Raw genomic sequence first — 26,157 nt, 5'->3', positions numbered from 1 at the left:
ATGTCATGGTCGGCGCGATCTTGACCAACGCCTCGCCTGTCACGCTCGATCAGGTCACCCCGATCGCTCGCCTGACCGGCGAATACGAAGCGCTGGTCGTACCTGCTGCTTCCGACATCAAGGACATGGCAGGCCTCGTTGCCAAGCTCAAGGCTGATCCAGGTGCGGTTTCCTGGGGCGGCGGCTCGGCCGGCGGCACCGATCACATCACGGCCGGCCTGATTGCCAAGGCTGTCGGCGTCGATCCGACCAAGGTCAACTACATCGCCTATTCCGGCGGTGGCGAAGCGCTTGCCGCCATTCTCGGCGGCCAGGTGACCGTCGGCATTTCCGGCTACGGCGAATTCGCCGAGCAGATCAAGGCTGGCACGCTGCGCATCATCGGCATCTCGTCTGACGCCAAGGTCGAAGGCATCGACGCCCCGACCTTCAAGGAAGGCGGCGTTGACGTCTCGATCCAGAACTGGCGCATGGTCGCTGCTGCTCCTGGCCTGTCGGCCGAGCAGAAGGCAGCTGTGCTGGCCGACGTCGAAAAGATGGTGACCTCGGCCTCGTGGACGAAGATCCTCGCCGACAAGGGCTGGGCCAACACCTACCTCGCCGGTGACGACTTCGCAGCACAGCTGAAGAAGGACACCGAAGCGACGTCCGCCATCCTGAAAGACATCGGCCTGGTGAAATGAGCCTGGACAACCAGCAACAAGAAAGGCGCCGCCCCGATTGGGCGGCGCTTGCCATCGCCGCGCTGCTTATGGCGGTTTCGGTCGTCATCGCCTGGAGCACCGCTAGCCATGGCGCCGGCAACAGCTATGCGCGCGTCGGCCCAACCACCTTTCCTTATGTGATCGCTGCGGCGTTCTTCGGTCTGTCGATCTGGACGGCCTTCGAAGCCTGGCGTGGTGACTTCCCCGAGCGCGAGCATCAGGAAATCAGCCCGATCCTGTGGATCGTCGGCGGCCTTGTCGCCCAGATGCTGCTGCTCAAGGCAGCCGGCTWCTCGATCGCCACGGGACTGCTCTTTGCCGCAACGGCGCGCGCGTTCGGCCGCGGCCCGCTGTGGAAGACGATTCCCCTAGGCATCGTGCTTTCCTTCGTCATCTGGATCATTTTCGCCAAGGGACTGCAGCTCTCGCTGCCCGCCGGCCCGCTCGAACACCTGCTGTTCTGAGCGATTTTTAAGGGAGCTCGGCTCTAAATGGATACCTTTGGTCTGCTGGCGCAGGGACTGCTCACGGCTCTCGAGCCGATGAACATGCTCTATGCGCTCATCGGCGTGACGCTCGGCACTGCCGTCGGCGTTTTGCCCGGCATCGGTCCGGCACTTACCGTCGCCCTGCTGTTGCCGGTCACCTACAAGCTCGATCCCGCCGGATCGCTGATCATGTTCGCCGGCATCTACTACGGCGGCATGTATGGCGGCTCCACGACGTCGATTCTGCTCAACACGCCGGGCGAAAGTGCCTCGATTGTCACGGCGCTTGAAGGCAACAAGATGGCGCGCGCCGGGCGCGGCGGACCGGCATTGGCGACCGCCGCCATCGGTTCGTTCGTTGCCGGCCTGATCGCAACCATCGGCCTTGCCTTCATCGCGCCGACGGTCGTCAAGATGGCGCTGTCTTTCGGCCCGGCCGAATATTTCGCGCTGATGATCCTCGCCTTCATGACCGTGTCGGCCGCCTTCGGCGACTCCACGCTGCGCGGGCTGACCGCACTTTTCATTGGTCTGGCCATGGGATTGATCGGCATCGACCTGCAGACGGGCCAGGCGCGCCTTGCCTTCGGCATTCCCGACCTGCTCGACGGTGTCGAAGTGACGACGCTTGCGGTGGCGCTGTTTGCCGTTGGCGAAGCGCTGAGCGTCGCTGCCGGCAAAGGCGGCGAATCGACCATCCAGGCGATCAAGGGTTCGGTATGGATGACGCGCGAGGACTGGCGCCGTTCGTGGAAGCCATGGCTGCGCGGCACCGCAATTGGCTTCCCGATCGGCGCGATGCCGGCCGGCGGCGCCGAAATCGGTACCTTCCTGTCTTATTCGGTCGAAAAGAATCTGGCTGAAAAGCCCGAAGAGTTCGGCAAGGGTGCGATCGAAGGCGTCGCAGGGCCTGAAGCGGCCAACAACGCATCTGCCRCCGGCACGCTGGTGCCGCTGCTGACGCTTGGCCTGCCGACCACGGCGACGGCCGCGATCATGCTTGCCGGCTTCCAGCAGTTCGGCCTGCAGCCGGGACCGCTGCTGTTTGCCACCAACCCGCAACTCGTCTGGGGCCTGATCGCCTCGCTGCTGGTCGCCAACCTGATGCTTCTGGTGCTGAACCTGCCGCTGATCGGCGTGTGGATCAAGCTTTTGACCATCCCGACGCCCTGGCTTTATGCCGGCATCCTGACGTTTGCGACGCTCGGTACCATCGGCGCCAACTCGGCTGTCTTCCAGCTTAATGTTTTCGGCCTGTTCACCTGGCCGATGTCGTTCGAGCTCGGCATGCTTTTGGCGTTCGGCCTGCTCGGCTACGGCTTGCGCCGCTTCGGCTATCCGATTGCGCCTGTGGTGGTTGGGTTGATTCTGGGACCGATGGCCGAGCAGCAGCTGCGCCGCGCGCTGGCCATCAGCCAGGGCGACCCGTCGATCCTCCTGGGATCGCCCATTGCGGTGGTGTTGTTGCTGCTTGCGGCAACCGCGGTGCTGTTGCCGCTCTACCTGCGTGCCCGTGGCCGCGGCAAGGTGCTGGCCCAGCTTGGCGCCAACGAAGACTGARCTCCGCTCAATCCTGAAACGAAAAAGCCGAGGCCCGGATTTCCGGCCTCGGCTTTTTCTTTGCCTCCTTTAGGGAGGCGGAAACTGTCAGGGACAGAGCGACGGTCAAAATAACCTGCCGCTCCGGAGCACGGCCCACTTGGCCCACGTCTCGGCATACGCCAATGACGTGGGCAGCGGTGTGCGCTCTCTACCCTGAAACAGAAATCTTAGAACCGGCGGATGCGATCGAAGTGGCGCGGGTCGATGCCCAGCATCACCAGATCCTGGTTGTTTGGACGATGACCGTGCTCAACGGCCGCAGCTGCAGCCACGGCGCTACCAAAGGTGCGAACCAGTTGACCAATGCGTCCAAATTGCTTGCGGGGGTTCATCTCGGTGTCCTCTTTTGCGTTGCGTCATGATTTTGTGCAACGCAACAAATATAGGTGCCTCAAAGGAAACCGGTAGGGGTGTTGTCGCATGTTTGCCATGCATCCGCTGCAATGGTCGGCTAAACGCATGGCAGTGGACGCTACTGGCCACAGGACTTGAAAGCCGCGCCGCCTTCGGCTATATCAGCCTCAAATTCTTGGTCGGTATGACGAAGAGTGGGTCCACCCGGTCCCGCTCTTTTTTGTTACCTGCCGACCGTCTGGAGATTCTATGACCGAAAACGCAGTCGAACAGACAGGCGATGACCGCATCATCCGCGAGACCGGCATCGATGCCCGCATCGCCTTGATCGTTCAGCCCGTCCTTCGTGCGATCGGCTTCCGCCTCGTTCGTATCCGCCTGTCGGGGCAGAGCGGGCTGACGCTGCAGATCATGGCCGAGCGCGAAGACGGCACCATGACCGTCCAGGATTGCGAAGAGGTGAGCCGCGCGGTTTCGCCTGCTCTGGATGTCGATGATCCGATCGAAAAGGCGTATCATCTCGAAGTGTCGTCGCCGGGTATCGACCGGCCGCTGGTCCGCAAGTCGGATTTCGGCAACTGGATCGGTCACATCGTCAAGATGGAGACCTCGGTCATGGTTGCCGACCGCAAGCGATTCCGCGGCAAGATCGCCGAGGTCGACGAAGAAGGCATCCTGCTCCAGCGTGACCAGGCGGCCTATGGCGAGGAACCGACCGTGCGCGTGCCTTTCGAGGCGATTTCCGAGGCGCGGCTGATCCTCACCGACGATCTCATTCGCGATGCCCTGAGCAAGGACAATCAGGCGCGCAAGGAAGCACGGAAGCGTCGCGGCGAAGACGAAGATGCGCCCGAAGACGAAGAAACCGAAACGGAAGATTGATAGAGCAGCACGGCTGGACCAGATTCGGCCGAACGCTCCGGGAGAAATACAATGGTTGTAAGCGCCAACAGGCTCGAACTGCTGCAGATCGCCGACGCGGTCGCCCGCGAGAAGTCGATCGACAAGTCGATCGTCATCGCCGCCATGGCCGACGCGATCCAGAAGGCAGCGCGTTCGCGTTATGGCCAAGAGACCAACATCCGCGCCGACATCAATCCCAATACGGGCGAGATGAAGCTGCAGCGCCTGATGGAAGTCGTCGAAAAGGTCGATGACTACGCCATCCAGATCGCGCTGTCTTCGGCACGTGAGCGCAACCCCGACGCCCAGCTTGGCGACTTCATCGCCGAACAGCTGCCGCCGATGGATTTCGGCCGCATCGCCGCCCAGTCGGCCAAGCAGGTCATCGTCCAGAAGGTGCGCGAAGCCGAGCGCGACCGCCAGTATGACGAATACAAGGATCGCATCGGCGAGATCGTCAACGGCACCGTCAAGCGCGTCGAATACGGCAACGTCATCGTCGATCTCGGCCGTGGCGAGGCGATCATCCGCCGCGACGAGCTGATCCCCCGCGAAAACTACAAGTATGGCGACCGCGTCCGCGCTTACGTCTACGACGTGCGTCGCGAACAGCGCGGCCCGCAGATTTTCCTGTCGCGTACCCATCCGCAGTTCATGGCGAAGCTGTTCACCATGGAAGTGCCCGAGATTTACGACGGCATCATCGAGATCAAGTCGGTTGCCCGCGACCCCGGTTCGCGCGCCAAGATCGCCGTCATCTCGCGTGACAGCTCGATCGATCCGGTCGGTGCCTGCGTCGGTATGCGTGGTTCGCGCGTCCAGGCCGTCGTCGGCGAGCTCCAGGGCGAAAAGATCGACATCATTCCGTGGTCGCCTTCGGCCGCTTCCTTCATCGTCAACGCGCTTCAGCCGGCTGAAGTCGCCAAGGTCGTTCTCGACGAAGACGCCGAGCGCATCGAAGTGGTGGTTCCCGACGACCAGCTGTCGCTGGCCATCGGCCGCCGCGGCCAGAACGTGCGTCTGGCTTCGCAGCTGACCGGCTGGGACATCGACATCCTGACCGAGCAGGAAGAGTCGGAACGCCGCCAGAAGGAATTCGTCGAGCGTTCGACGCTGTTCATGGAATCGCTCGACGTCGACGAAATGGTCGGCCAGGTGCTGGCTTCCGAAGGCTTCACCAGCGTTGAGGAAGTGGCCTACGTCGATGCCGACGAAATCGCATCGATCGACGGCTTCGATGAAGACACCGCGTCTGAAATCCAGACCCGCGCTCGCGAATATCTCGGCAAGATCGAGGCCGAACACGACGAGAAGCGCAAGGCGCTCGGCGTGCAGGACGAACTGCGCGAGATCCCCGGCATCACCACGGCAATGCTGGTGGCGCTCGGCAATGATGGTGTGAAGACGGTCGAGGACTTCGCCGGCTATGCAGCCGACGATCTCGTCGGCTGGAAGGAACGCAAGGACGGAGAGACCAAGTTCTTCCCAGGCGTGCTGGCCGACTACGGCGTGTCGCGCACCGATGCAGAACAGATGGTCGTTGCTGCCCGACGTATGGTTGGCTGGATCGCCGAGGACGAAGTGTCCGAGGAAGAGCCAGTCGACGTCGCCGGTGAGTGACGTGAGACCGGCCGGAGAACCCCTTGGACGAGATGAACGATCGCACCTGCATCGTCACGCGCAAAAGCGCCGAACCGGATAATCTGATCCGTTTCGTCGTCGGCCCGGATTCGACCGTTTTTCCGGACCTCAAGAGAAATCTGCCCGGCCGCGGTTGCTGGGTGACGGCTGACCGCCTACATATCGACAAGGCTGAGGCCAAGGGAATGTTCGCCCGCGCCTTCAAGGCGCAGGTCGTCGTGCCGCCCGAGTTGGGCGCCATGGTCGACAAACTGCTCGCCAAATCGGCGCTTGGCGCGCTCGGGCTCGCCCGAAAGGCCGGCCTGGTGGCGCTAGGTGCCGCCAAGGTCGACTCCACGGTCCGCGCCGGCAAGGCGCTTCTAGTACTCCATGCTTATGAGGGCGCCGAAGATGGCGTCCGCAAGATCACCCAGGCCCGCAAGGCCACAGTGCATATCGGCGGGCCTGCAACGCCTGCCTACAAACTTTTTTCGGAAGCCGAATTGGGTTTGGCATTGGGGGCAACAAATGTGATACATGCTGCCGTCCTCGCGGGAGAAGCGGGCAAGGCGGTCGCAAAGCGCATGGTTGCGCTTGACCGATATCGGGGCGGATCCCCGGATGATCTGGCAATGATTGCGGCAATTGCCTACGACGATGATGCCGCAGAGGATATGGAATGAGCGACACTAAATCGGGCGATGACAACACGTTGAGCGTCACTCCGAAGAAGACCTTGACGCTGAAGCGCCCGGGATCGGAGCAGGGAACCGTACGCCAGAACTTCTCGCACGGCCGCACAAAGGCGGTCGTCGTTGAGACGAAGAAGCGTAAATTCTCCATGCCCGGCGATAAGCACGAGCCCGCACCGACTGCAGCCGCCGTGTTCGCACCCAAGCCGCAGCCCGTAGCGCCCGTGGTGGCAGCACCGGTCGCGGCAGTGGCAGCGCCGGTTGTCCCAGCGCCAGCGCCAGCGCCGGTTGTCCCAGCGCCAGCACCGGTCGTGGCGGCACCTTCGCCTAAGCCAGCGCCGGCGCCGGTCGCGGCACCTCGTGCGCCCGCCCCGGCCCCTATCGTACGCGAAACACCAAGGCCTACGCGTCAGCCCGAGCGGTCGGGCATGGTGCTGAACTCGTTGTCGCGCAGCGAGATGGAGGCGCGTCGTCGCGCACTTGAAGGCTCTGTCGTACGTGAACAGGAAGACCGCCTGCGCGCTGTCGAGGACGCACGTCGCCGCCTCGAGGAAGAAGAGCGCCGCCGCAAGGAGCGTGAGGATTCGGCTCGTCGCCAGGCTGAAGAAGAAGCCCGTCTCAAGACCGAGGCAGAATCGCGCCGTCGTGCCGAGGACGAAGCTCGCCGCCGTGCGCCTGCCGCAGCACTCGAGGCCAATGTGCCCGACGAGGTGGAAGCCAAGCCGAAGGGCCGCGTAGGCCCAGGCGCTGCTACCGCAACGCCGATCCGCCGCATTGCGACCCCTGAAGTTGCCCGTCCGGCCAAGGCCAAGACCGAAGAAGATCGCCGTCGTGGCAAGCTCACGCTCAACACGGCGCTGTCTTCCGTGGATGGCGACGCGCGTTCGCGTTCGCTGTCGGCGATGCGTCGCCGACAGGAGAAGTTCAAGCGTGCGATGCACAACGAGCCGCGCGAAAAGATCATTCGCGAGGTTATCCTTCCAGAGACCATCACCATCCAGGAACTCGCTCAGCGTATGTCCGAGCGTGCCGTCGATGTCGTGAAGTTCTTCATGAAGCAGGGCCAGATGATGAAGCCGGGCGACGTCATCGACGCCGATACGGCTGAATTGATTGCTGCCGAATTTGGCCACACGGTTCGCCGCGTTGCCGAGTCCGACATCGAAGAGGGCCTGTTCGACATCGCCGATCACAGCGAAACGCTGGTTACGCGTCCGCCTGTCGTCACCATCATGGGTCACGTCGATCACGGCAAGACCTCTCTGCTTGACGCTATCCGCAACGCCAATGTGCAGTCGGGCGAAGCCGGTGGCATCACCCAGCACATCGGCGCCTACCAGGTCGAGAAGAACGGTCAGAAGATCACCTTCATCGACACCCCCGGCCACGCCGCCTTCACGGCGATGCGTGCTCGTGGTGCCCAGGCGACCGATATCGCGATCCTGGTGGTCGCAGCCGACGACAGCGTCATGCCGCAGACGATCGAGTCGATCAGCCATGCCAAGGCTGCCGGCGTGCCGATCATTGTCGCGATCAACAAGATCGACAAGCCGTCGGCGGATGCCCAGAAGGTCCGTACCGAGCTGCTGCGCCACGAAGTCTTCGTGGAATCGATGGGCGGTGAAGTTCTCGACGTCGAGGTTTCGGCGAAGAACGGCACCAATCTCGACAAGCTGCTCGAAGCGATCCTTCTGCAGGCCGAAGTTCTCGACCTGAAGGCAAACCCCGACCGTACGGCCGAGGGTGTCGTCATCGAAGCCAAGCTCGACAAGGGCCGTGGCCCGGTTGCGACCGTCCTGGTCCAGACAGGTACGCTGATGCCGGGGGACATTCTCGTCGCCGGCGACCAGTGGGGCCGTGTCCGTGCTCTGGTCGACGACCGTGGCAACCGTCTTGAAGAAGCTCCGCCGTCGATGCCGGTCGAGATTCTCGGCCTCCAGGGCACACCTCAGGCTGGCGACCGCTTTGCGGTGGTCAACAACGAAGCCCGTGCCCGCGAGATCACCGAGTACCGTCAGCGTCTGGCGCGCGATAAGGCTGTCGCAAGGCATGCGACCCAGCGCGGCTCGCTCGAGCAGATGATGTCGCAGTTGCAGTCGTCCGGCCTCAAGGAGTTCCCGCTCATCATCAAGGGTGACGTGCAGGGTTCGGTCGAAGCGATCATCACCGCGCTCGACAAGCTCGGCACCGACGAGGTTCGTGCCCGCATCGTCCATTCGGGCGCTGGTGGCATCACCGAAAGCGACGTCACGCTGGCCGAAACCTCGGGTGCGGCGATCATTGGCTTCAACGTCCGCGCCAATACGCAGGCGCGCCACGCAGCTGAACAGTCCGGGATCGARATCCGCTACTACAACATCATCTACAACCTCGTGGATGACGTTAAGTCGGCGATGTCGGGCCTGYTGTCGCCGGAACGTCGCGAAACCTTCATCGGCAACGCCGAGATCCTCGAAGTCTTCAACATCACGAAGACGGGCAAGGTCGCGGGCTGCCGTGTCACCGAAGGCAAGGTCGAACGTGGCGCAGGCGTCCGCCTGATCCGCGACAACGTTGTCATCCACGAAGGCACGCTCAAGACGCTCAAGCGCTTCAAGGACGAAGTCTCTGAAGTACCGGTCGGCCAGGAATGCGGTATGGCCTTCCAGAACTACGAAGACATGCGCGCTGGCGATGTCATCGAGTGCTTCCGCGTGGAGATGGTGACCCGGACGCTCTAAGCGCCTGGCGTTTGTCTCATCGTTTGGACGGTGGCCGGTCGGCGGCCGTCCGTTTTCGTGCAGCAGGAAGCGCGGTTCCATTCCGCCCCCTGCGACATATGGATTTTCAGGACCATGTCGCGTTTTTCGAGTTCAGGCCCAACCCAGCGTCAGCTTCGCGTCGGCGAGCAGGTGCGTCACGCCCTTTCCGAGACGCTCCAGCGCGGAGAGATCACTGATCCGGTGGTCGAAACGGCGGTGATTTCGATCACCGAAGTGCGCATGTCGCCCGACCTAAAGATCGCCACCGCCTTTGTGTCGCCGCTCGGCGCCAAAGACCCCGATGCTGTCATCGAGGCGCTCAACAAATATGCCAAATTCATCCGTGGCCGTGTTTCCTTTGCCTTGCGGCAGATGAAGTACATGCCGGAATTCCGTTTCCGGCTGGACACGAGTTACGACAATTTCGCCAAGATCAATGATCTGCTGCGTTCACCCGAAGTGGTGCGCGATCTTGGCGACGAAGAAGACAAGGAAGACTGACATGTCGCGTCGCGGCAAGAAGAAAGGCCGGCCAGTCTCCGGCTGGCTGGTGCTGGACAAACCTGTGGGCATGGGCTCGACCGAGGCCGTCTCCAAGATCAAGTGGCTGTTCAATGCCGAAAAGGCCGGTCACGCTGGAACGCTCGATCCGCTGGCGTCCGGCATGCTGCCGATCGCGCTGGGCGAGGCCACCAAGACCGTGCCTTACGTTATGGACGGTGCCAAGGTTTATCGCTTCACCGTATCCTGGGGCGATGAGCGTTCGACCGACGACCTCGAAGGCCCTGTGACGAAGACCTCGGACAAGCGTCCGTCCGAGGAAGAGATTCGCGCTGTCATGCCGAAATACACCGGTGTGATCATGCAGACGCCGCCGCAGTTCTCGGCGATCAAGATCGCCGGCGAGCGCGCCTATGATCTGGCCCGCGAGGGTGCGACCGTCGATATCCCGCCGCGCGAGGTCGAAATCGGCCGCCTTGAGATCATCGAAAGCAGTGCTGACCGCACAGTCTTCGAGATCGAATGCGGCAAGGGCACCTATGTCCGGTCGCTGGCCCGTGACATGGGCCGCGATCTCGGTTGCTTTGGCCATATCTCGGAGCTTCGCCGCACCGAAGTCGATCCGTTCACTGCCGAGGACTTCGTCACCATCGCTGAACTCGAAGCCGCTCGCACCGCCGGTCAGCCGGATGGCGAAGAGGGCAAGTGGGATTTCACGGCGATCGACGAATTCGTGGTCGACACCTCGGCAGCACTCGACTGCTTGCCGCAGGTTGCGGTGACCGACGAGGCAGCCAACAAGATCAGGCTTGGCAACCCCGTCATCGTGCGCGGCCGCGATGCGCCGGTGGAGGCCGAGGAGGCCTGCGCCACCGCGCGCGGCAAGCTCGTCGCCATCGGCGCCATCGAGCAGGGCATGTTCAAGCCCAAGCGGGTATTCACCGCTTGAGGCTTGTAGCCAGGTCCCGTTTCCGCTTGGATCGACGTCGATGAGGGAGCGGGCAAAGGCGATGGCGGCGACTGAAACCACCGGCGAACGCGCCAGGCGACATCGCAGGCGCTCGCCTGTGGGCGCGTCGCCCGGCACTTTGATCGCCGATCCGGCGGCGCATCGGTCCGCACTCAATTTGACGCTGATCTCGCCCGAAACCTGCGAGTTCGTCGACAACGCCAGCCTCGACGATGTCGTTGCTGCTTGCGACAACTGGCCCTTGGTTTGGCTCGACTGCGTCGGGCTCGCCAATGTCGAGCAGATCGAGCAGATCGGCCGGATTTTCGCGCTCCATACGCTGGCACTTGAAGATGTGGTCAATACCGGCCAGCGGCCCAAGGCCGACTTCTTCGACGATCACGCCTTCTTCGTGCTCCGCATGATCGATGACGCGAAAACCAGCCGCTACGAACAGATCTCCTTCTTTTTTGGCGAGAATTTCGTCGTTACCTTCCAAGAGCGGGAAGGCGATCCATTCGAGCCGGTGCGCCAGCGCATCCGCACGTCCAATCCCAGCCGCCTGCGTCACCGCAAGGCTGACTATCTCGCCTATGCGCTGATCGATGCCGTGGTCGACAGCTATTTCCCGATCGTCGATGCCACCGGTGACACTCTAGACAAGATCGAAGACGAGCTGTTGGCCTCGCCGCAGAAGCACCAGATCGGCCAATTGCATGGCCTGCGTCGGCAGACCAATCTGATCAAGCGCACCTTGTGGCCGCTGCGCGATGCGCTGACCACGCTCATCCGTTCCGATGCGCCGTTTATCTTGGCTGAAACCAAGATCTATTTCAACGACACGCTCGACCATTCGATCCGGCTGGTCGAAACGGTGGAATCGCAGCGTGAAACGATGATCGGCCTGATCGAGATGCATCTGTCGCTGTCGCAGTCGCGCACCAACGAGATCATCGGCGTCCTGACYATCGTGTCGGCGATCTTCATCCCGCTGACCTTTCTTGCCGGCATCTGGGGCATGAACTTCGACCCTTCGGCCTCGCCATGGAACATGCCGGAGTTGCTGTCTTACTATGGCTATCCGGCGGCGCTAGGCTTCATGGCCTTCGTGGGGATCACGCTTGTGATCATTTTCAAGCGGCGAGGGTGGCTCTAAACCGCGGCCCGGAGCCGGCTTGCGAATTGGACTGGCTTTTGTCGCCAAATTCCACTATATGCGCCGCAACATCGCGCTTTTGAGTGCCTTGTTCATCGGCCCCAGCTGGACGACATCCCGGCCGAGGGCGTCCCGTTTCCTCCTAATCGAAAGGAAAACACGATGTCGATTACTGCCGAGCGCAAGTCGGAATTGATGACTGAATTCGCAACCGCCAAGGGCGACACCGGTTCGCCGGAAGTCCAGGTTGCCATCCTCTCCGAGCGCATCAAGAACCTGACCGAGCACTTCAAGGACCACAAGAAGGACAACCACTCCCGTCGTGGCCTTCTGGCGCTCGTTTCGCTGCGTCGTAGCCTGCTTGACTACCTCAAGCGCAAGGACGAGGGACGCTATCAGACGCTGATCGAGAAGCTCGGTCTGCGCCGCTGATGAATTGACCGGCGGGCTCTCCTTTGCGAGAGCCCGCCGTTCGCACATTTCGGGCCATCCTTTTTGATGGTCCATCGGCCCGATCCTGCCACAGGGGCACGGTCGCGCCGAAAAAGGGTCCGGAGCGCCACAGGGAAGCGCCCGAACCAACCCATGGACGGTCATGGGGCAGGATTACAGGACGTTCGGTCAGCCGCATTTGCGGGCCTATTCCCAACCGAACTTCTTGTTGTCTTGCCCGTGGCTGGCCAAACCGAAGCCCAGGCGCGTGCGGAAGACCAGATGGTTTTCCGGAATTGCGCGCCGAACAAGCCAGGGAATTGGCGCGCCGGAATGCGGCGTTGGTCATTCCCGCCACGAAGGACAGAACATGTTCAATCACCACAAAGTTGAAATCGAGTGGGCCGGTCGCCCGCTCATCCTCGAGACCGGCAAGATCGCCCGCCAGGCTGACGCTGCCGTGCTCGCCACCTATGGCGAAACCGTCGTTCTCGCGACCGTCGTTTCGGCCAAGGAGCCGAAGCCGGGTTTCGATTTCTTTCCGCTGACCGTCAACTACCAGGAAAAGACCTACGCAGCCGGCAAGATCCCAGGCGGCTATTTCAAGCGTGAAGGCCGTCCGAGCGAGAAGGAGACGCTGGTCTCCCGCCTCATCGACCGTCCGATCCGCCCGCTGTTTGCAGCCGGCTACAAGAACGACACCCAGATCGTCATCACGGTTGTCCAGCACGACCTCGAAAACGATCCGGACATCCTGTCGATCGTTGCCACCTCGGCTGCCCTGACGCTCTCGGGCGTGCCTTTCATGGGCCCGATCGGCGGCGCGCGCGTCGGCTACATCAACGGCGAATACGTGCTCAACCCGCACATCGACGAGATGCAGGAATCCAAGCTCGATCTCGTCGTCGCCGGCACCGATGCCGCTGTGCTGATGGTCGAGTCGGAAGCCAAGGAACTGGCTGAAGACATCATGCTCGGCGCCGTCATGTTCGGTCACCGCGGCTTCCAGCCGGTCATCGACGCCATCATCAAGCTGGCTGAAGTGGCTGCCAAGGACCCGCGCGATTTCACCGCGCCGGACAATTCCGATCTCGAAGCCGAGATGCTGAAGATCGTCGAAGGCGAGCTGCGCGACGCCTACAAGATCACCGACAAGCAGGCCCGTTACACCGCCGTCGACGCGGTCAAGTCCAAGGTCAAGGCAGCCTTCGCTGCTGAAGGCGAAGAAGCTCCGAAGTGGTCGGCTGACAAGGTCGCCACCGTGTTCAAGGAACTCCAGGCCAAGATCGTGCGCTGGAACATCCTCGATACCGGTTCGCGCATCGATGGTCGTGACCTCTCGACCGTTCGCCAGATCGTCTCCGAAGTCGGCGTCCTGCCGCGCACCCACGGTTCGTCGCTGTTCACCCGCGGCGAGACCCAGGCGCTGGTCGTTGCCACGCTCGGCACCGGCGAAGACGAGCAGTATGTCGACGCGCTGACCGGCATGTACAAGGAGAAGTTCCTCCTTCACTACAACTTCCCGCCCTACTCGGTTGGTGAGACCGGCCGCATGGGTTCGCCCGGCCGCCGCGAAATCGGCCATGGCAAGCTCGCCTGGCGCGCTGTGCGCCCGATGCTGCCAGCTGCCGAGCAGTTCCCCTACACGCTGCGCGTCGTCTCGGAGATCACCGAGTCCAACGGCTCGTCGTCGATGGCCACCGTCTGCGGCACCTCGCTGGCGCTGATGGATGCGGGCGTTCCGCTGCAGAAGCCGGTTGCCGGCATCGCCATGGGTCTGATCAAGGAAGGCGAGCGCTTCGCTGTCCTCTCCGACATCCTGGGCGACGAGGATCACCTCGGCGACATGGACTTCAAGGTTGCCGGCACGACCAACGGCATCACCGCGCTGCAGATGGACATCAAGATCGACGGTATCACCGAAGAGATCATGAACATCGCGCTCGGCCAGGCCAAGGACGGCCGCCTGCACATCCTCGGCGAAATGGCCAAGGCTCTGTCGGAAGGTCGCCAGGAACTCGGCGAGTTCGCTCCGCGCATCGAGGTCATGCACATCCCGACCGACAAGATCCGTGAAGTCATCGGCTCGGGTGGCAAGGTCATCCGCGAGATCGTCGAAAAGACCGGCGCCAAGATCAACATCGAAGACGATGGCACGGTCAAGATCGCTTCTTCCAACGCCAAGGAAATCGAGGCGGCCAAAAAGTGGATCCACACCATCGTGGCTGAGCCGGAAGTCGGCGAGATCTACGAAGGCACGGTCGTCAAGACCGCTGACTTCGGCGCATTCGTCAACTTCTTCGGACCGCGCGACGGCCTCGTTCACATCTCGCAGCTTGCCAACGACCGCGTTGCCAAGACCTCGGATGTGGTCAAGGAAGGCGACAAGGTCTGGGTCAAGCTGATGGGCTTCGACGAGCGCGGCAAGGTCCGCCTGTCGATGAAGGTCGTTGACCAGGAAACGGGCAAGGAACTTGCTCGCGAAAAGAAGGCCGAAGGCGAAGAAACCGCCGCCTGATAGCAGCGCTTTTTGATATGAAGCGGGCGCGCCGTAAGGTCGCGCCCGTTTTCGTTTGTTGGCCTTCGGGCAGAACACTGTTTGCGGAATAGGCGTTCCTTCGCACCCCCCTCTGGCCGGCAGGTCAGAGGGGGGTGGGAAGAAATGCGATGAATAAGGATTGGCTATGGCCCGCGATGCACTGAAGACGCTGTTTTATCCTTTCGAGGCAGAGGCGCTGCCGATGCCGGAGCAGAGCGCGCGTGCCCTGTTCATCGGTGCCGAGCCGGGCTTCAGGAAGCCGCAGGGCTTCGATGCGAAGCTTTCCCTGGTCCAGGGTTTTCGGCCCCACGTGATTGCCCTGGCGGCGGCGGGCAACGATGTTGCGTCGCGCGCCGAGGAGGATGGCTACGACATCGCCCTGGTGCTTGCCGGCCGCCATCGCGGCCTCAACGAACTGCGTGTCGCTGAAGCGATCGAACGCGTGACGTCGGGCGGCCTGGTCGTGGTCGCCGGTGGCAAGGACGATGGCATCGCCAGCCTGCGCAAGCGGCTCGCAACCTTGCTTGAGATCGAGGACTATCTCCCGAAATTTCACGGCACCGCATTGTGGTTCCGCCGCACCGCGCAGGCCGAGGCTGCGGCGGCAACGTTGCGCGCCGACAACCCCGAGCCGTTGGTCGAAGGCCGCTTCCTTACCGCGCCGGGCATGTTTTCGTTCGAGCGCGTTGACGCCGGCTCGCGCCTGTTGGTCGACAATCTGCCCAACGACATCAAGGGCAAGGTCGCCGATTTCTGCGCCGGCTGGGGTTATGTCGCGGCTGAAGTGGTGGCCCGAGCGAAGGGTCTCACGGCACTCGATCTGTTCGAGGCCGACTTCGATGCGCTTGAAGCGGCAAAGGCAAATGTGCCCAAAGCTCCGGTCACGCCCGGCTTCCACTGGCAAGATCTCACCAAGGAGCCGGTCGAGCGCCGCTACGACGTGGTGGTGATGAACCCGCCCTTCCACCAGGATCGCGATGCCGATCCGGAGATCGGCCAGCGCATGATCCGGGCTGCTGCTGCGGCTCTCAAGTCGGGTGGCCGGCTGTTCATGGTGGCCAACCGCCATCTGCCCTACCAGCCGGTGCTGGCACAAGCCTTCACATCGGYTCAGGAAATCGCCGTCGACAGCGCCTTCAGGGTTTATTCGGCCAAACGGTGACGTCGGCGGTCAATGGACGCTCGCGGTGCGCTCGGTGGCCTTGGCGACTGCCAGGTCGCCGATGTTGAGTGGTGCCGGGCGCCCGTAGAAGTAGCCTTGTACTTCCTGACAGCCGGTAGCCCTGAGCAGGGCCGCCTGGTTTTCCGTCTCCACGCCCTCGGCGATCGTGCGCACGCCGAGCGCTCGCGACAGGCCGACGATTGTCGAGATCACCGCCCCTGAATTGCTGTCGGTTTCCATGCGGCTGACAAATGAGCGGTCGATCTTGAGCTTGTGGAACGAAAAGTCGATCAGATAGGCGAGGTTCGAGTAGCCGGTGCCGAAATCGTCGACCGCGACCGAAATGCCCATCGCCGTCAGCTGCTTCAGGATCAGGGCCGCGCGGTCGCGGTCCTGCATCATCGCCGATTCGGTCAGTTCCAGTTCAAGCCGTTTGGGCTCGATGCCTGTTTCCTTCATGATCCGCGCAACGATGCCGACGAAGTCGCGGGTCATGAACTGTACCGGCGAAATGTTGACCGCAACGAAGCAGTCCTCGGGCAGCAGGCGCGCATCGGTGCAAGCCTTGCGAAGCACCCATTCGCCRATCGGCGCAATCATGCCGGTCTCTTCGGCGACCGAGATGAACTCGATCGGCGGGATCATGCCGCGCTCGGGATGCTGCCAGCGGATCAGCGCCTCGTAGCCGACGACGCGGCCGGACGACAGGTCGAGCTGCGGCTGGTAGTGCAGGTCGAAATCGCCACGCTCGAAGGCGACATGCAGTTCCGATTCGACCCATTGGCGATGGTCCGCAACCTTGCCCATTTCGGGCTGGAAGACGGCCCAGTCGCCGATGCCGCTGGCCCGTGCGTTCTGCAGCGCGAGGTTCGAGCGGCGCAGCAGCACAACCGGGTCGTAGCCATCCTTGGGCATGGCGACCACGCCGACCGAGACGTTGACCGACTGGAGATGCGATGGCAGCGGGTAGGGCCGCATCAGATCGTGGATCAGGCGTTCGATCAAGGCTTCCAGCGAACCGCCAAGCGCCTGGTCTGGGTGGAGAATGGCGAATTCGCCAGCGCCGATGCGGCCAAGGACCACGTCGCGTGGCAGTGCCGCCTTGAGCCTTGCCGTGAAGGCGCGGATCAGGGCGTCTCCATTGCTGTAGCCGATGGCGTCGTTGATCTGTTTGAAACGGTCGATATCGATGTCGATGAGGAACATCGGCTTGCCGGTACGTGCGGTTGCCGAGGCTGCTTCGGCGATCTTGCCGACCATTGCCGTGCGCGCCAGAAGCCCTGTCAGCTTGTCGAAGTGGGTTTCGTTGAAGACATAGTCGGCCGACTCGTCGACACCGGCGAAGAATGAGGCTGCGGCGATCGATGCCGCCAGCGCGCACAGTGCGGCGATAATCGCACCGACAGTGTCGCTCGACATCCCACCGATTTCGTTGCCAAGGGCGAGTCTCAGGCCCCATGTACCCAGAACGAAACTTCCCATGCCCGAAGCGGCGATGGTGATAATCCGAAACAACGGGCTTCGGCTGGGATTCCTGACGGCAGGCATGCGTGACTTTCCTAACTTGCGCGTCGTTTCTACCGATTCGCTCGTTAAGATCGCTTGCGGCGATTGTCTACAATTTTAGCGCCGGGCGGACTTTTTAGTCGCGCCCGCCATCCATTTGCTTGAGCTCGTCGAGCGTCGGCATCGAGACGATGTGATAGCCCGAATCGACATAGTGGATTTCGCCGGTGACGCCCGACGACAGGTCGGACAAAAGATACAGCGCCGAACCACCGACCTCTTCGAGGGTCACGGTACGGCGCAGCGGCGAGTTGCGCTGCTGGTAGGAGAACATGTGGCGCGCATCGGCGATGCCAGCGCCCGCAAGCGTGCGCACCGGTCCGGCCGAAATGCCGTTGATGCGGATGCCGCGCGGGCCGTAGTCGTTGGCGAGATAACGCACACTTGCCTCGAGGCCGGCCTTGGCCACGCCCATGACGTTGTAATTCGGCATGACGCGTACCGAGCCTGCATAGGTCAGCGTGATCATCGATCCGCCTTCGTTCATCAGGGCTGCCGCGTGCTTGGCAACCTCGGTGAAGGAGAAGCACGAGATTACCATGGTGCGAACGAAGTTTTCGCGCGTGGTGTCGGCGTAGAGGCCCTTGAGCTCGTTCTTGTCGGAGAAGCCGATGGCGTGCACCAGGAAGTCGATGCCGCCCCAGTTTTCCTTCAACGTCTCGAAGGTCGCGGCGACCGATGCGCTGTCTTCGACATCGCAAGGGATAACAAGCGATGCGCCGATCTTCTCGGCCAGCGGCTTGACGCGGCGCCCGAAGGCTTCGCCCTGATAGGTGAAGGCGAGTTCGGCGCCGTGCTCGGCAAGCTTGCTAGCGATACCCCAGGCAATGGAGTGGTCATTCGCGACGCCCATGACGAGCCCGCGCTTGTCCTTCATCAATCCGTCCATGTCGGTGTCCTATGCGGAATGGCGCTGGAATACGAGCGTGGCGTTGGTGCCGCCGAAGCCGAAGGAGTTGGACAACACGGTATCGATCTTGGCGTTGTCGATGCGCTTGCGCACGATCGGCATGCCTTCGAATTCCGGGTCGAGCTCTTCGATATGCGCACTCTCGCCGATGAAGCCGCCCTGCATCATCAGGATCGAGTAGATCGATTCCTGCACGCCTGCGGCACCTAGCGAATGGCCGGTCAGCGACTTGGTCGAGGTGATGTTCGGCATCTTGTCGCCGAATACGCCGCGGATGGCGCCCATTTCCTTCGAGTCGCCCACTGGCGTCGAGGTGCCGTGGGTGTTGATGTAGTCGACCGGTCCCTTCACCGTCGACAGCGCCTGACGCATGCAGCGCATGGCGCCTTCGCCCGACGGTGCGACCATGTCGTAGCCGTCGGAAGTGGCGCCATAGCCAACCAATTCGCAGTAGATCTTGGCGCCGCGCGCCTTGGCGTGCTCCAGCTCTTCGAGCACCAGCACACCCGCGCCGCCGGCAATGACGAAGCCGTCGCGGTTGAGGTCATAGGCGCGCGAGGCGACCGATGCGCGGTCGTTGTATTTGGACGACATGGCGCCCATGGCGTCGAACAGGTTCGACATGGTCCAGTCGAGATCTTCGTGGCCGCCGGCGAACATGATGTCCTGCTTGCCCCACTGGATCATCTCCGCCGCATTGCCGATGCAATGCGCCGAGGTCGAGCAGGCCGAGGAGATCGAATAGTTGACGCCGTGGATCTTGAACCAGGTGGCGAGCGTTGCCGACGCGGTCGACGACATCGCTTTCGGCACAGCGAATGGCCCGATGCGCTTGGGGCTGTTGTTCTTCAGCGTGATTTCCGACGCTTCCACGATCGTGCGTGTCGAAGGACCGCCCGACCCCATGATGATGCCGGTGCGCTCATTGCCCGAGATGTCTGTTTCTTCGAGCCCGCTGTCGGCGATGGCCTGCTTCATCGCGACATGGTTCCACATGCCGCCCTGGGACAGGAAACGCGCGGCGCGACGGTCGACCAGTTCGGTCATGTCGAGGTTCGGCGAACCCCAGACCTGGCACTTGAAGCCGTGCTCGGCGAAATCGTTGGAGAAGCTGATGCCGGACTTGGCGTCATGCAGCGAGGCTTGCACTTCAGAAGCGTTGTTGCCGATGGACGACACGATTCCAAGGCCAGATACGACGACCCGTCTCATTCAGTATTCCTTTCAGAATATCCGGCGACCCTTAGGCCGCGGCTTCCTGCTTCGAGAGCCCGACCTTGAGGTCGATGGCCTTGTAGATAGGTTCGCCGTCCGCCTTCAACCAGCCATCGGCGATGCCCAGGACCAGGCGGCCGCGCATGACGCGCTTGAAGTCGATGCCATATTCGACCTTCTTGGTCGAAGGCGTGACCATGCCCTTGAACTTCACCTCGCCGGTGGAGAGCGCCATGYCTTTGCCCGACTCGCCAAGCCAGCCGAGGAAAAAGCCGGTCAGCTGCCACATCGCGTCGAGGCCGAGGCAGCCCGGCATGATCGGATTGCCGATGAAATGGCAAGGGAAGAACCACAGGTCCGGCTTGATGTCGAATTCGGCGCGCACGAAGCCCTTGCCGAATTCGCCGCCAGTCTCGCTGATCTCGGTGATGCGATCGAACATCAGCATCGGCGGAGCGGGCAACTGGGCATTGCCGGGCCCGAACAGCTCGCCGCGGGCGCATGCCAGCAATTCTTCGTAGCCGTAGCTGGATTTCTGATCGGCCATGAACACCTTCCCCGTCAACGTTTCGGGCGGAGCCACGCCCTTCTTGTGTGCTCTCACTAGCACAGACTGTTTGCTGCCGGAAACCGGCGTTTGCGATTAACGTGCACATCCTCCTGGGTCAATGCGCGCTATTGATCGCATTTGAGCTACAGAATATATGTCAGGCAAGGCTTGCCGGCTGCCTATCCAGTTTTCGGCGTGTTTGGCAGGCTTGAATTGGGGCGAAGGCGAACTTCGACGAGGCAACGAGTGGATTCCCGCAAGGCAAGCATTGCTGTGGAAACGCGTGTCCGCGATGCGGGGCTCAGGCCCACGCGGCAGCGTATTGCGTTGGCTGAACTCCTGTTCGCCAAGGGCGATCGGCATCTATCGGCAGAAGAGCTGCACGAGGAAGCCTTGTCGGCCGGCGTGCCGGTATCGCTGGCAACCGTCTACAACGCGCTGCACCAGTTCACCGGTTCGGGGCTTTTGCGCATCCTGGCGGTCGAAGGCTCGAAGACCTACTTCGACACCAACACTTCGGACCACCACCACTTCTTCGTTGAAGGCGAAAACCGGGTGTTCGACATCGAATCGGGCCCCGTCACGGTCACCAATCTGCCGGAACCCCCGGAAGGCATGGAAATCGCCAATGTCGATATCGTGGTGAGGCTCAGGCCCAAGCGCCCGGCTTAAATGCCTGCGCGAACCCGGCCTTGTCGGCCGGGTCGACCCATCAGTTCTCGATGCTTTCGCCTGGATAGGCACCCCAGACCTGCGACTGGTTGAGCCAGCCGCTTGTGCCGGCAAAGGTCATCTCGCACCATTGACCGTTGCACTGCTTGATGGAGCCGACGACGCCCGGGTCGATGATGGCGACTGCGCGCGCACCCTGTTCGGGCCTTGCGAGCAGGTTGAGCGGTGCCGGCTTTCCGCGCTGCCAGGGCGCCGTCATCGCCGTGCGGTGGCCGGAAAGCAGCGTCTGGTTGATCCAGCCTTCGGCGCCGTCGGCATCGCGGACGCGGCGCCAGTTGTCATATTCCTGGATGATCTCCATCGGCAGGCCGGGCTTCAGATAGAGCCAGCTGACGGGATAATCAGCGCCCGGGCCGATGCGCGAATTGACCTTGCCTGCCTTGAGGCTGACGAATCGCGGCAGCGGCAGTCCGCTGGGGCCGAGCGTGACGTCCTGGGCGGCCACGGCAGGACCGACGAAAACGGCATTCGGCGAAACGAAAGCAAGACCGATCAGGGCTGCGCTGACGGACAGACGGAGCGACGCGAAACCAGACACTTCCGTAACCTCTGTTTGAACTTGGCGCTCTTTGCCTTCACGGGGAAAGGGGCGCCCTTTTTCTTTGTCTTCGGCGGCACTGCTTGTTACACAGATTACCGCTCATGGATCGGATTGCAGTTTCGCCGGTCTTGGTTAAAGAGGTCTCAACGAGATCTTCGTCGAGGATAGAATGGCCGGTCGAAAAAAGCCTCTCGTCATCATTACGCGCAAGCTGCCCGACCAGGTCGAAACGCGTATGCGCGAGCTGTTCGACGCGCGCCTCAATGTCGATGATCGTCCCATGACCCAGCCGGAGCTGGTTGCGGCGGTCAAGGAAGCCGACGTTCTGGTACCGACGGTAACCGATACGATCGATGCAGCGCTGATCGAGCAGGCCGGACCCAATCTCAAGCTGATCGCCAATTTCGGCAACGGCGTCGACAAGATCGACGTTACTGCTGCCGCAAAACGCGGGATCACCGTCACCAACACCCCCAACGTCCTGACCGAAGATACGGCCGACATGGCCATGGCGTTGATGCTTGCCGTGCCGCGCCGCCTGACCGAGGGCGCCAACGTTCTCACCAGCGACAAGAAATGGGCCGGCTGGTCGCCCACATGGATGCTCGGCCGCCGCATCTGGGGCAAGCGCCTCGGCATCGTCGGCATGGGCCGCATCGGCACCGCCGTTGCCCGTCGCGCCAAGGCCTTCGGCCTGTCGATCCATTATCACAACCGCCATCGCGTGTTGCAGTCGGTCGAAGACGAGCTGGAGGCGACCTATTGGGAGAGCCTCGACCAGATGCTCGCCCGCATGGACATCATCTCGATCAACTGCCCCTCGACGCCGGCGACCTTMCACCTGCTGTCGGGGCGCAGGCTAGCGCTGATGCAGCCGCACGCTTACCTCGTCAACATCGCCCGCGGCGACATCATCGACGAGGACGCGCTGGTCAAGATGCTGCAGGACGGCAAGCTCGCCGGTGCAGCCCTCGACGTCTTCGAGCACGAGCCGGCGGTCAACCAAAAGCTGCTCAAGCTCGCCGCCAGGGGCAAGGTGGTGCTGATGCCGCATATGGGATCGGCCACCATCGAGGGCCGAATCGATATGGGCGAAAAGGTCATCATCAACATCCGCGCCCATGTCGACGGGCACCGCCCACCCGACCGGGTTCTGCCGCTGAGGACGTGATCAGACACGTGCGTTGACCTCGCTGCTTAACCAAGCGCCTTTCGAAAGGTGATCGAGGTTGGCCGGTCGAAGCCGTCATGGGCCGTGCGCTCGAACTCGACGAAGCCCATCCGCGCAAAGGTCGCGTGGTTGGCCGTGAGTTCGATTCGGGTCTGGAGTTCGAGGATCGGCTTGCCCTGATGGATGGCGTGGCGCTCGGCTGCCAGCATCAGTTCCCGGCCGATGCCTGCGCCGCGAACGCTGTCGTCGACGGCAAGCTTGCCGACATAAAACACATTCGTCCGTTGGGCGGCAAAGATGCAGCCGACGAGCCGCCCTTCAAGCGTGGCGATGAAGCAGACTTCGTCCTTGGTCTTCTCGCGCAGATTGCCCTGAGACAGCCGATGCGCGGAGGACGGCGGGTCAATGACGCCGTCCATATAGGCGAATGAGCGCATGATCAGATCGAGCAACTCGTCCCAGCGGTCGAAGTCCTGGGGCAGGCGGGCGATGGTCAGGTCGGGGTTCATGGCTCAAGAGGCTTTGTAGCGCACGGTATCGAAACGCGCGCCGAGCGCATCGTAGAGCAAAAGCCGACCGACAAGCGGTTCGCCGATGGCGGTGATCAGCTTGATCGCCTCCATCGCCTGCAGCGTGCCTATGACACCGGTCAGGGCACCCAGTACCCCTGCCTCGGCGCAGGACGGCACCAGCCCTGCCGGCGGCGGTTCGGGAAACAGGTCACGATAGGTCGGGTTGCGGCGACCGTCGGCACCCGTCTCGAATGGCATCAGCACGGTTATCGAGCCATCGAATCGCCCGACTGCGGCATGCACCAGCGGCCGCTTCACCGCAGCAGAAGCATCGGCGACCGCATAACGCGTCTCGAAATTGTCGGAACCGTCGACCACCAGATCGTAGCGTTCGATCAGCCCAGCGGCGTTTTCGGTCGTCAGCCTGAGCTTGTGCAGCTCGACCGTCACATGCGGGTTGATGCGGGCGATCGCAGCTTTAGCGCTCTCCGCCTTGGACAAACCGAGCGACTGGGTGTCGTGGATCACCTGGCGCTGCAAATTGGACAGCGACACGTGATCGTCGTCGACGATGCCGAGTGTGCCGACGCCCGCGGCCGCCAGATATTCCAGAACCGGCGCGCCGAGCCCGCCGGCGCCAATCACCAGCACACGGGCGCGTTTGAGCTTCTGCTGGCCCGGACCGCCGATCTCCGGCAGCACGATGTGGCGGGCGTAGCGTTCGAGTTCTTCAGGGGAGAGGGGGGGAGCCTGGTTCATGGCGCAACCATATCGCCGCAAAATCGGCTTGTCAGGCGTCTTCAGTTGGCCTGATGCTGCCATGGTCGACGGTCAAGAACTGCGCCCGCCCAGCGAGGCTCGAAAACAGGCTCGCTTCGGTGCCGGTCATGAAGGCCTGGCAATTCAGCTCTTCAAGAATCGAAAACAGCGCCGCACGCCGCCCTGCGTCGAGATGGGCAGCGATCTCGTCAAGCAGAAGGATGGGAGGCGCGCCAGCCATCTCGCCGGTGAGTCTTGCATGCGAAATGACGATGCCGATCAGCAACGCCTTTTGTTCGCCAGTCGAGCATAGCTCCGCAGGCATCGATTTCGGCTTGTGGCGAACCAGTAGGTCGGAGCGGTGGGGGCCTTCGAGCGTGCGTCCTGCGGCGCGGTCGCGCTCGCGTCCATCGGCCAATGCTTGCCGGAAATGCTCTTCGAGTTCTACTGCCGGCATGTCGCCGATTCTCTGTTCGAGGCTACCGGCGAGGCTGAGTTCGGCTTGGGGGAAGGGGCCCGTTTCGGGCATCCGCCCGATCATCGCCGTCAAAAGTCGCACTATCTCGACACGCGCGGCGGCGATCGCAGCACCTGTCTCGGCCATCTGTATCTCGATCGCGTCGAACCAGGCGCGGTCACGGCGGTCCTCGGCAAGCAGCCGGTTGCGGCCGCGCATCGCCTTTTCATAATCGAGCGCGCGCTGACCATGCGCCGGGTCGATCGCCAGCACCAGGCGGTCGAGGAATCGCCTGCGGTCACCGGCGGGACCGGTGAACAGCGCGTCCATCGACGGCGTCAGCCACACCACGCGCAGCCATTCGAGCATGTCGTCGGCCTTGGCATTGGCGCCATTGATGCGGACGCGGCGCCCCGCCTCATTGGCGGCTTCGGGCGCCGTACCGGTGCCGATTTCGGCATCGCCGAACGGCCCTTCGATGGTGCTATGCACGGCAAAACTACCCGCACTGCCTTCGCGTGCGACGTCGGGGTAGGGAGCCCGGCGCAGGCCGCGCCCCGGGGTCAGGAAGGAGATGGCTTCGAGCAGATTGGTCTTGCCGGCACCGTTTTCACCGGTGAACACCACAGCGCCCGGCCGCAACTCGACCGACAGCGACGCGTAGTTGCGGAAGTCCGTAAGTGTGAGCTTACTGATGTGCGTCGAGGGGATGCGTTTGCGCTCTCCCCCCGTATCCGGCTCTTGCATTGGTATGCGCGCGCTACACGCGCATCGGCATCAGCACGTAGAGAGCGTTCTCGTCGGCTGTGTCGTGGATGAGCGTGGGCGACCCGGCGTCCGCCAGCATGAAACGCGCCTCGCTGCCCTTGAGCTGGGCGGCGACGTCGAGCAGGTACTTGGCGTTGAAGCCGATCTCGATCGGGTCCGACGAATAGTCGGCGGCGAGCTCTTCGACGGCACTGCCCGAATCGGGGTTGTTGACGGCGAGCGTCACCAGCCCGTCGGCGATCGACAGCTTCACCGCGCGGCCACGCTCCGACGAAATCGTCGAGACGCGGTCGACGGCGGCGGCAAAGCTCTGGCGATCGATGATCAGCTGCTTGTCGTTGCCGCTCGGAATGACGCGCTGATAATCGGGGAAGGTGCCGTCGATCAGCTTCGAGGTCAGGATCACCGCGCCGATGGTCAGTCGCATCTYGGTGTCGGAAATCTCCGTCGTCACCGCAATATCCGGATCGTCGATCAGCTTTTGCAGCTCGCTGACGGTCTTGCGCGGGATGATGATGCCCGGCATGCCTTCGGAGCCGGCCGGCGCCTCGACCTCGGCGCGCGCAAGGCGGTGGCCGTCGGTCGCAACCGCGCGCAGCATCAGCTTGCCGCCACTCTCATGCGTGTGCAGGTAGATGCCGTTGAGATAATAGCGCGTCTCTTCGGTGGAGATGGCGAACTGGGTCTTTTCGATCAGGCCCTTGAGCGCATTGGCCTCGAGCCGGAAGATATGGGAAAACGTGCCGGCCGAAAGCTCGGGGAAATCTGACTGGGGCAAGCACTGCAGGCGGAAGCTCGAACGGCCCGACACCACCGACATGGCGTTGCCGTCCTCGTCGGTCTTCAGCATCACTTCCGCGCCGTCGGGCAGCTTGCGCACGATGTCGTAGAGCAGATGCGCCGGAACGGTGGTCGCACCGCTTTGCTCGACATTGGCTGGCGTCGCTTCCGAGATCTCGAGATCGAGGTCGGTGGCCTTCAGTTCGAGGCTCGCGCCATTGGCCTGCAAAAGCACGTTGGACAGGATCGGGATCGTGTTCCGCCGTTCGACCACGCGGTGCACGTGGTTCAGCGACTTCAACAGGTTGGAGCGTTCCAGGATAACACGCATGACGAAACAGGCTCGCTTATTT

25 protein-coding genes are annotated in these 26,157 nt (G+C 62.5%); 15 read left to right on the top strand and 10 right to left on the bottom strand.

From position 1 onward, the window contains the following. From AC1DUU_RS01265 to AC1DUU_RS01255, 3 genes are all read left to right on the top strand, one after another. Window positions 1-683 (top strand): Bug family tripartite tricarboxylate transporter substrate binding protein (locus tag AC1DUU_RS01265; RefSeq protein ID WP_476781590.1); only part of this gene is annotated, 683 nt, incomplete at its 5' end. Then, window positions 680-1,168, top strand: coding sequence for a tripartite tricarboxylate transporter TctB family protein (locus tag AC1DUU_RS01260; RefSeq protein WP_476781589.1), 489 nt, complete (start codon window positions 680-682; stop codon window positions 1,166-1,168). The genes AC1DUU_RS01265 and AC1DUU_RS01260, both read left to right, overlap by 4 nt. Before the next feature lie 27 nt (window positions 1,169-1,195). Beyond that, window positions 1,196-2,752, top strand: a complete 1,557-nt coding sequence (locus AC1DUU_RS01255) for a tripartite tricarboxylate transporter permease (RefSeq protein WP_476781588.1) — start codon at window positions 1,196-1,198, stop codon at window positions 2,750-2,752. A 209-nt stretch (window positions 2,753-2,961) separates the two neighbouring features. Here AC1DUU_RS01255 and AC1DUU_RS01250 read toward each other — a convergent pair whose 3' ends face one another. Then, window positions 2,962-3,126 (bottom strand): hypothetical protein, encoded by a 165-nt coding sequence (locus AC1DUU_RS01250; protein ID WP_476781587.1) that lies wholly within the window; start codon window positions 3,124-3,126, stop codon window positions 2,962-2,964. 271 nt (window positions 3,127-3,397) lie between these two features. On the opposite strand from AC1DUU_RS01250, the gene rimP reads away from it, so the two are divergent. The 10 genes from rimP (at window position 3,398) to AC1DUU_RS01200 (ending at window position 15,843) form a co-directional block, all read left to right on the top strand. After that, window positions 3,398-4,030: a ribosome maturation factor RimP gene (gene rimP / locus AC1DUU_RS01245; protein WP_476781586.1), complete on the top strand. Its 633-nt coding sequence runs from the start codon at window positions 3,398-3,400 to the stop codon at window positions 4,028-4,030. A 51-nt stretch (window positions 4,031-4,081) separates the two neighbouring features. Continuing rightward, entirely contained in the window at window positions 4,082-5,671 is a 1,590-nt protein-coding gene (gene nusA, locus AC1DUU_RS01240) for a transcription termination factor NusA (protein ID WP_476781585.1), read from the top strand. Window positions 5,672-5,703: 32 nt separating this feature from the next. Then, window positions 5,704-6,354 (top strand): RNA-binding protein, encoded by a 651-nt coding sequence (locus AC1DUU_RS01235; protein ID WP_476781593.1) that lies wholly within the window; start codon window positions 5,704-5,706, stop codon window positions 6,352-6,354. Further along, window positions 6,351-9,083: a translation initiation factor IF-2 gene (gene infB, locus AC1DUU_RS01230; protein ID WP_476781584.1), complete on the top strand. Its 2,733-nt coding sequence runs from the start codon at window positions 6,351-6,353 to the stop codon at window positions 9,081-9,083. The genes AC1DUU_RS01235 and infB overlap by 4 nt, the downstream gene beginning before the upstream one ends. A 114-nt stretch (window positions 9,084-9,197) precedes the next feature. After that, window positions 9,198-9,605 carry a 30S ribosome-binding factor RbfA gene (gene rbfA / locus AC1DUU_RS01225; protein WP_476781583.1) on the top strand — a complete coding sequence of 136 codons (408 nt, stop codon included), beginning with the start codon at window positions 9,198-9,200 and terminating at the stop codon, window positions 9,603-9,605. Between the two features lies 1 nt (window position 9,606). Beyond that, window positions 9,607-10,554, top strand: a complete 948-nt coding sequence (gene truB / locus AC1DUU_RS01220) for a tRNA pseudouridine(55) synthase TruB (protein WP_476781582.1) — start codon at window positions 9,607-9,609, stop codon at window positions 10,552-10,554. A gap of 61 nt (window positions 10,555-10,615) precedes the next feature. Next, complete coding sequence (corA, locus tag AC1DUU_RS01215; RefSeq protein WP_476781592.1) at window positions 10,616-11,710, top strand: magnesium/cobalt transporter CorA; 1,095 nt, start codon at window positions 10,616-10,618, stop codon at window positions 11,708-11,710. A gap of 162 nt (window positions 11,711-11,872) precedes the next feature. After that, entirely contained in the window at window positions 11,873-12,142 is a 270-nt protein-coding gene (rpsO, locus tag AC1DUU_RS01210) for a 30S ribosomal protein S15 (protein WP_476781581.1), read from the top strand. Between the two features lie 370 nt (window positions 12,143-12,512). Then, window positions 12,513-14,660 (top strand): polyribonucleotide nucleotidyltransferase, encoded by a 2,148-nt coding sequence (gene pnp / locus AC1DUU_RS01205; RefSeq protein ID WP_476781580.1) that lies wholly within the window; start codon window positions 12,513-12,515, stop codon window positions 14,658-14,660. A gap of 166 nt (window positions 14,661-14,826) precedes the next feature. Continuing rightward, window positions 14,827-15,843, top strand: coding sequence for a class I SAM-dependent methyltransferase (locus tag AC1DUU_RS01200; protein WP_476781579.1), 1,017 nt, complete (start codon window positions 14,827-14,829; stop codon window positions 15,841-15,843). Window positions 15,844-15,852: 9 nt separating this feature from the next. Here AC1DUU_RS01200 and AC1DUU_RS01195 read toward each other — a convergent pair whose 3' ends face one another. From AC1DUU_RS01195 to fabA, 4 genes are all read right to left on the bottom strand, one after another. Beyond that, complete coding sequence (locus tag AC1DUU_RS01195; RefSeq protein ID WP_476781578.1) at window positions 15,853-17,391, bottom strand: putative bifunctional diguanylate cyclase/phosphodiesterase; 1,539 nt, start codon at window positions 17,389-17,391, stop codon at window positions 15,853-15,855. A 94-nt stretch (window positions 17,392-17,485) separates the two neighbouring features. After that, window positions 17,486-18,298 (bottom strand): enoyl-ACP reductase FabI, encoded by an 813-nt coding sequence (fabI, locus tag AC1DUU_RS01190; protein ID WP_476781577.1) that lies wholly within the window; start codon window positions 18,296-18,298, stop codon window positions 17,486-17,488. Window positions 18,299-18,307: 9 nt separating this feature from the next. Beyond that, complete coding sequence (gene fabB, locus AC1DUU_RS01185; RefSeq protein WP_476781576.1) at window positions 18,308-19,531, bottom strand: beta-ketoacyl-ACP synthase I; 1,224 nt, start codon at window positions 19,529-19,531, stop codon at window positions 18,308-18,310. Between the two features lie 31 nt (window positions 19,532-19,562). Then, window positions 19,563-20,081, bottom strand: a complete 519-nt coding sequence (gene fabA / locus AC1DUU_RS01180; protein WP_476781575.1) for a 3-hydroxyacyl-[acyl-carrier-protein] dehydratase FabA — start codon at window positions 20,079-20,081, stop codon at window positions 19,563-19,565. Window positions 20,082-20,330: 249 nt separating this feature from the next. Between fabA and irrA the strand changes: the two genes are divergently transcribed. Further along, a complete protein-coding gene (gene irrA / locus AC1DUU_RS01175; RefSeq protein WP_476781574.1) occupies window positions 20,331-20,756 on the top strand; it encodes an iron response transcriptional regulator IrrA in 426 nt (141 codons plus the stop codon). 40 nt (window positions 20,757-20,796) lie between these two features. Here irrA and AC1DUU_RS01170 read toward each other — a convergent pair whose 3' ends face one another. After that, a complete protein-coding gene (locus AC1DUU_RS01170) occupies window positions 20,797-21,354 on the bottom strand; it encodes an SH3 domain-containing protein (RefSeq protein ID WP_476781573.1) in 558 nt (185 codons plus the stop codon). A 172-nt stretch (window positions 21,355-21,526) separates the two neighbouring features. On the opposite strand from AC1DUU_RS01170, the gene AC1DUU_RS01165 reads away from it, so the two are divergent. Next, on the top strand, window positions 21,527-22,528 hold the full coding sequence (locus AC1DUU_RS01165) for a 2-hydroxyacid dehydrogenase (protein ID WP_476781572.1): 1,002 nt from the start codon (window positions 21,527-21,529) through the stop codon (window positions 22,526-22,528). A gap of 26 nt (window positions 22,529-22,554) precedes the next feature. Here AC1DUU_RS01165 and AC1DUU_RS01160 read toward each other — a convergent pair whose 3' ends face one another. The 4 genes from AC1DUU_RS01160 to dnaN are packed head-to-tail and all read right to left on the bottom strand — an operon-like array spanning window position 22,555 to window position 26,135. Further along, window positions 22,555-23,037 (bottom strand): GNAT family N-acetyltransferase, encoded by a 483-nt coding sequence (locus AC1DUU_RS01160; protein WP_476781571.1) that lies wholly within the window; start codon window positions 23,035-23,037, stop codon window positions 22,555-22,557. Window positions 23,038-23,040: 3 nt separating this feature from the next. Next, on the bottom strand, window positions 23,041-23,799 hold the full coding sequence (locus AC1DUU_RS01155) for a molybdopterin-synthase adenylyltransferase MoeB (RefSeq protein WP_476781570.1): 759 nt from the start codon (window positions 23,797-23,799) through the stop codon (window positions 23,041-23,043). Between the two features lie 31 nt (window positions 23,800-23,830). Continuing rightward, entirely contained in the window at window positions 23,831-24,967 is a 1,137-nt protein-coding gene (gene recF / locus AC1DUU_RS01150) for a DNA replication/repair protein RecF (protein WP_476781591.1), read from the bottom strand. A gap of 49 nt (window positions 24,968-25,016) precedes the next feature. Continuing rightward, entirely contained in the window at window positions 25,017-26,135 is a 1,119-nt protein-coding gene (gene dnaN, locus AC1DUU_RS01145; protein ID WP_476781569.1) for a DNA polymerase III subunit beta, read from the bottom strand. Window positions 26,136-26,157: the final 22 nt, after the last annotated feature.

The sequence above is a fragment of the Aminobacter sp. P4_H6_2 genome (assembly GCF_056400805.1).
Note: the sequence above shows the minus strand (reverse complement) of the source record. Positions and strands in the feature narration are given on the sequence as shown.

What these genes read in the sequence shown, in the direction of transcription:
- fabB (WP_476781576.1), bottom strand. Translation starts at nt 19,531, where the DNA reads ATGAGACGGGTCGTCGTATCTGGCCTTGGAATCGTGTCGTCCATCGGC.
- pnp (WP_476781580.1), top strand. Translation starts at nt 12,513, where the DNA reads ATGTTCAATCACCACAAAGTTGAAATCGAGTGGGCCGGTCGCCCGCTC.
- rpsO (WP_476781581.1), top strand. Translation starts at nt 11,873, where the DNA reads ATGTCGATTACTGCCGAGCGCAAGTCGGAATTGATGACTGAATTCGCA.
- AC1DUU_RS01155 (WP_476781570.1), bottom strand. Translation starts at nt 23,799, where the DNA reads ATGAACCAGGCTCCCCCCCTCTCCCCTGAAGAACTCGAACGCTACGCC.
- AC1DUU_RS01235 (WP_476781593.1), top strand. Translation starts at nt 5,704, where the DNA reads ATGAACGATCGCACCTGCATCGTCACGCGCAAAAGCGCCGAACCGGAT.
- nusA (WP_476781585.1), top strand. Translation starts at nt 4,082, where the DNA reads ATGGTTGTAAGCGCCAACAGGCTCGAACTGCTGCAGATCGCCGACGCG.
- rbfA (WP_476781583.1), top strand. Translation starts at nt 9,198, where the DNA reads ATGTCGCGTTTTTCGAGTTCAGGCCCAACCCAGCGTCAGCTTCGCGTC.
- AC1DUU_RS01250 (WP_476781587.1), bottom strand. Translation starts at nt 3,126, where the DNA reads ATGAACCCCCGCAAGCAATTTGGACGCATTGGTCAACTGGTTCGCACC.
- AC1DUU_RS01160 (WP_476781571.1), bottom strand. Translation starts at nt 23,037, where the DNA reads ATGAACCCCGACCTGACCATCGCCCGCCTGCCCCAGGACTTCGACCGC.
- truB (WP_476781582.1), top strand. Translation starts at nt 9,607, where the DNA reads ATGTCGCGTCGCGGCAAGAAGAAAGGCCGGCCAGTCTCCGGCTGGCTG.
- rimP (WP_476781586.1), top strand. Translation starts at nt 3,398, where the DNA reads ATGACCGAAAACGCAGTCGAACAGACAGGCGATGACCGCATCATCCGC.
- fabI (WP_476781577.1), bottom strand. Translation starts at nt 18,298, where the DNA reads ATGGACGGATTGATGAAGGACAAGCGCGGGCTCGTCATGGGCGTCGCG.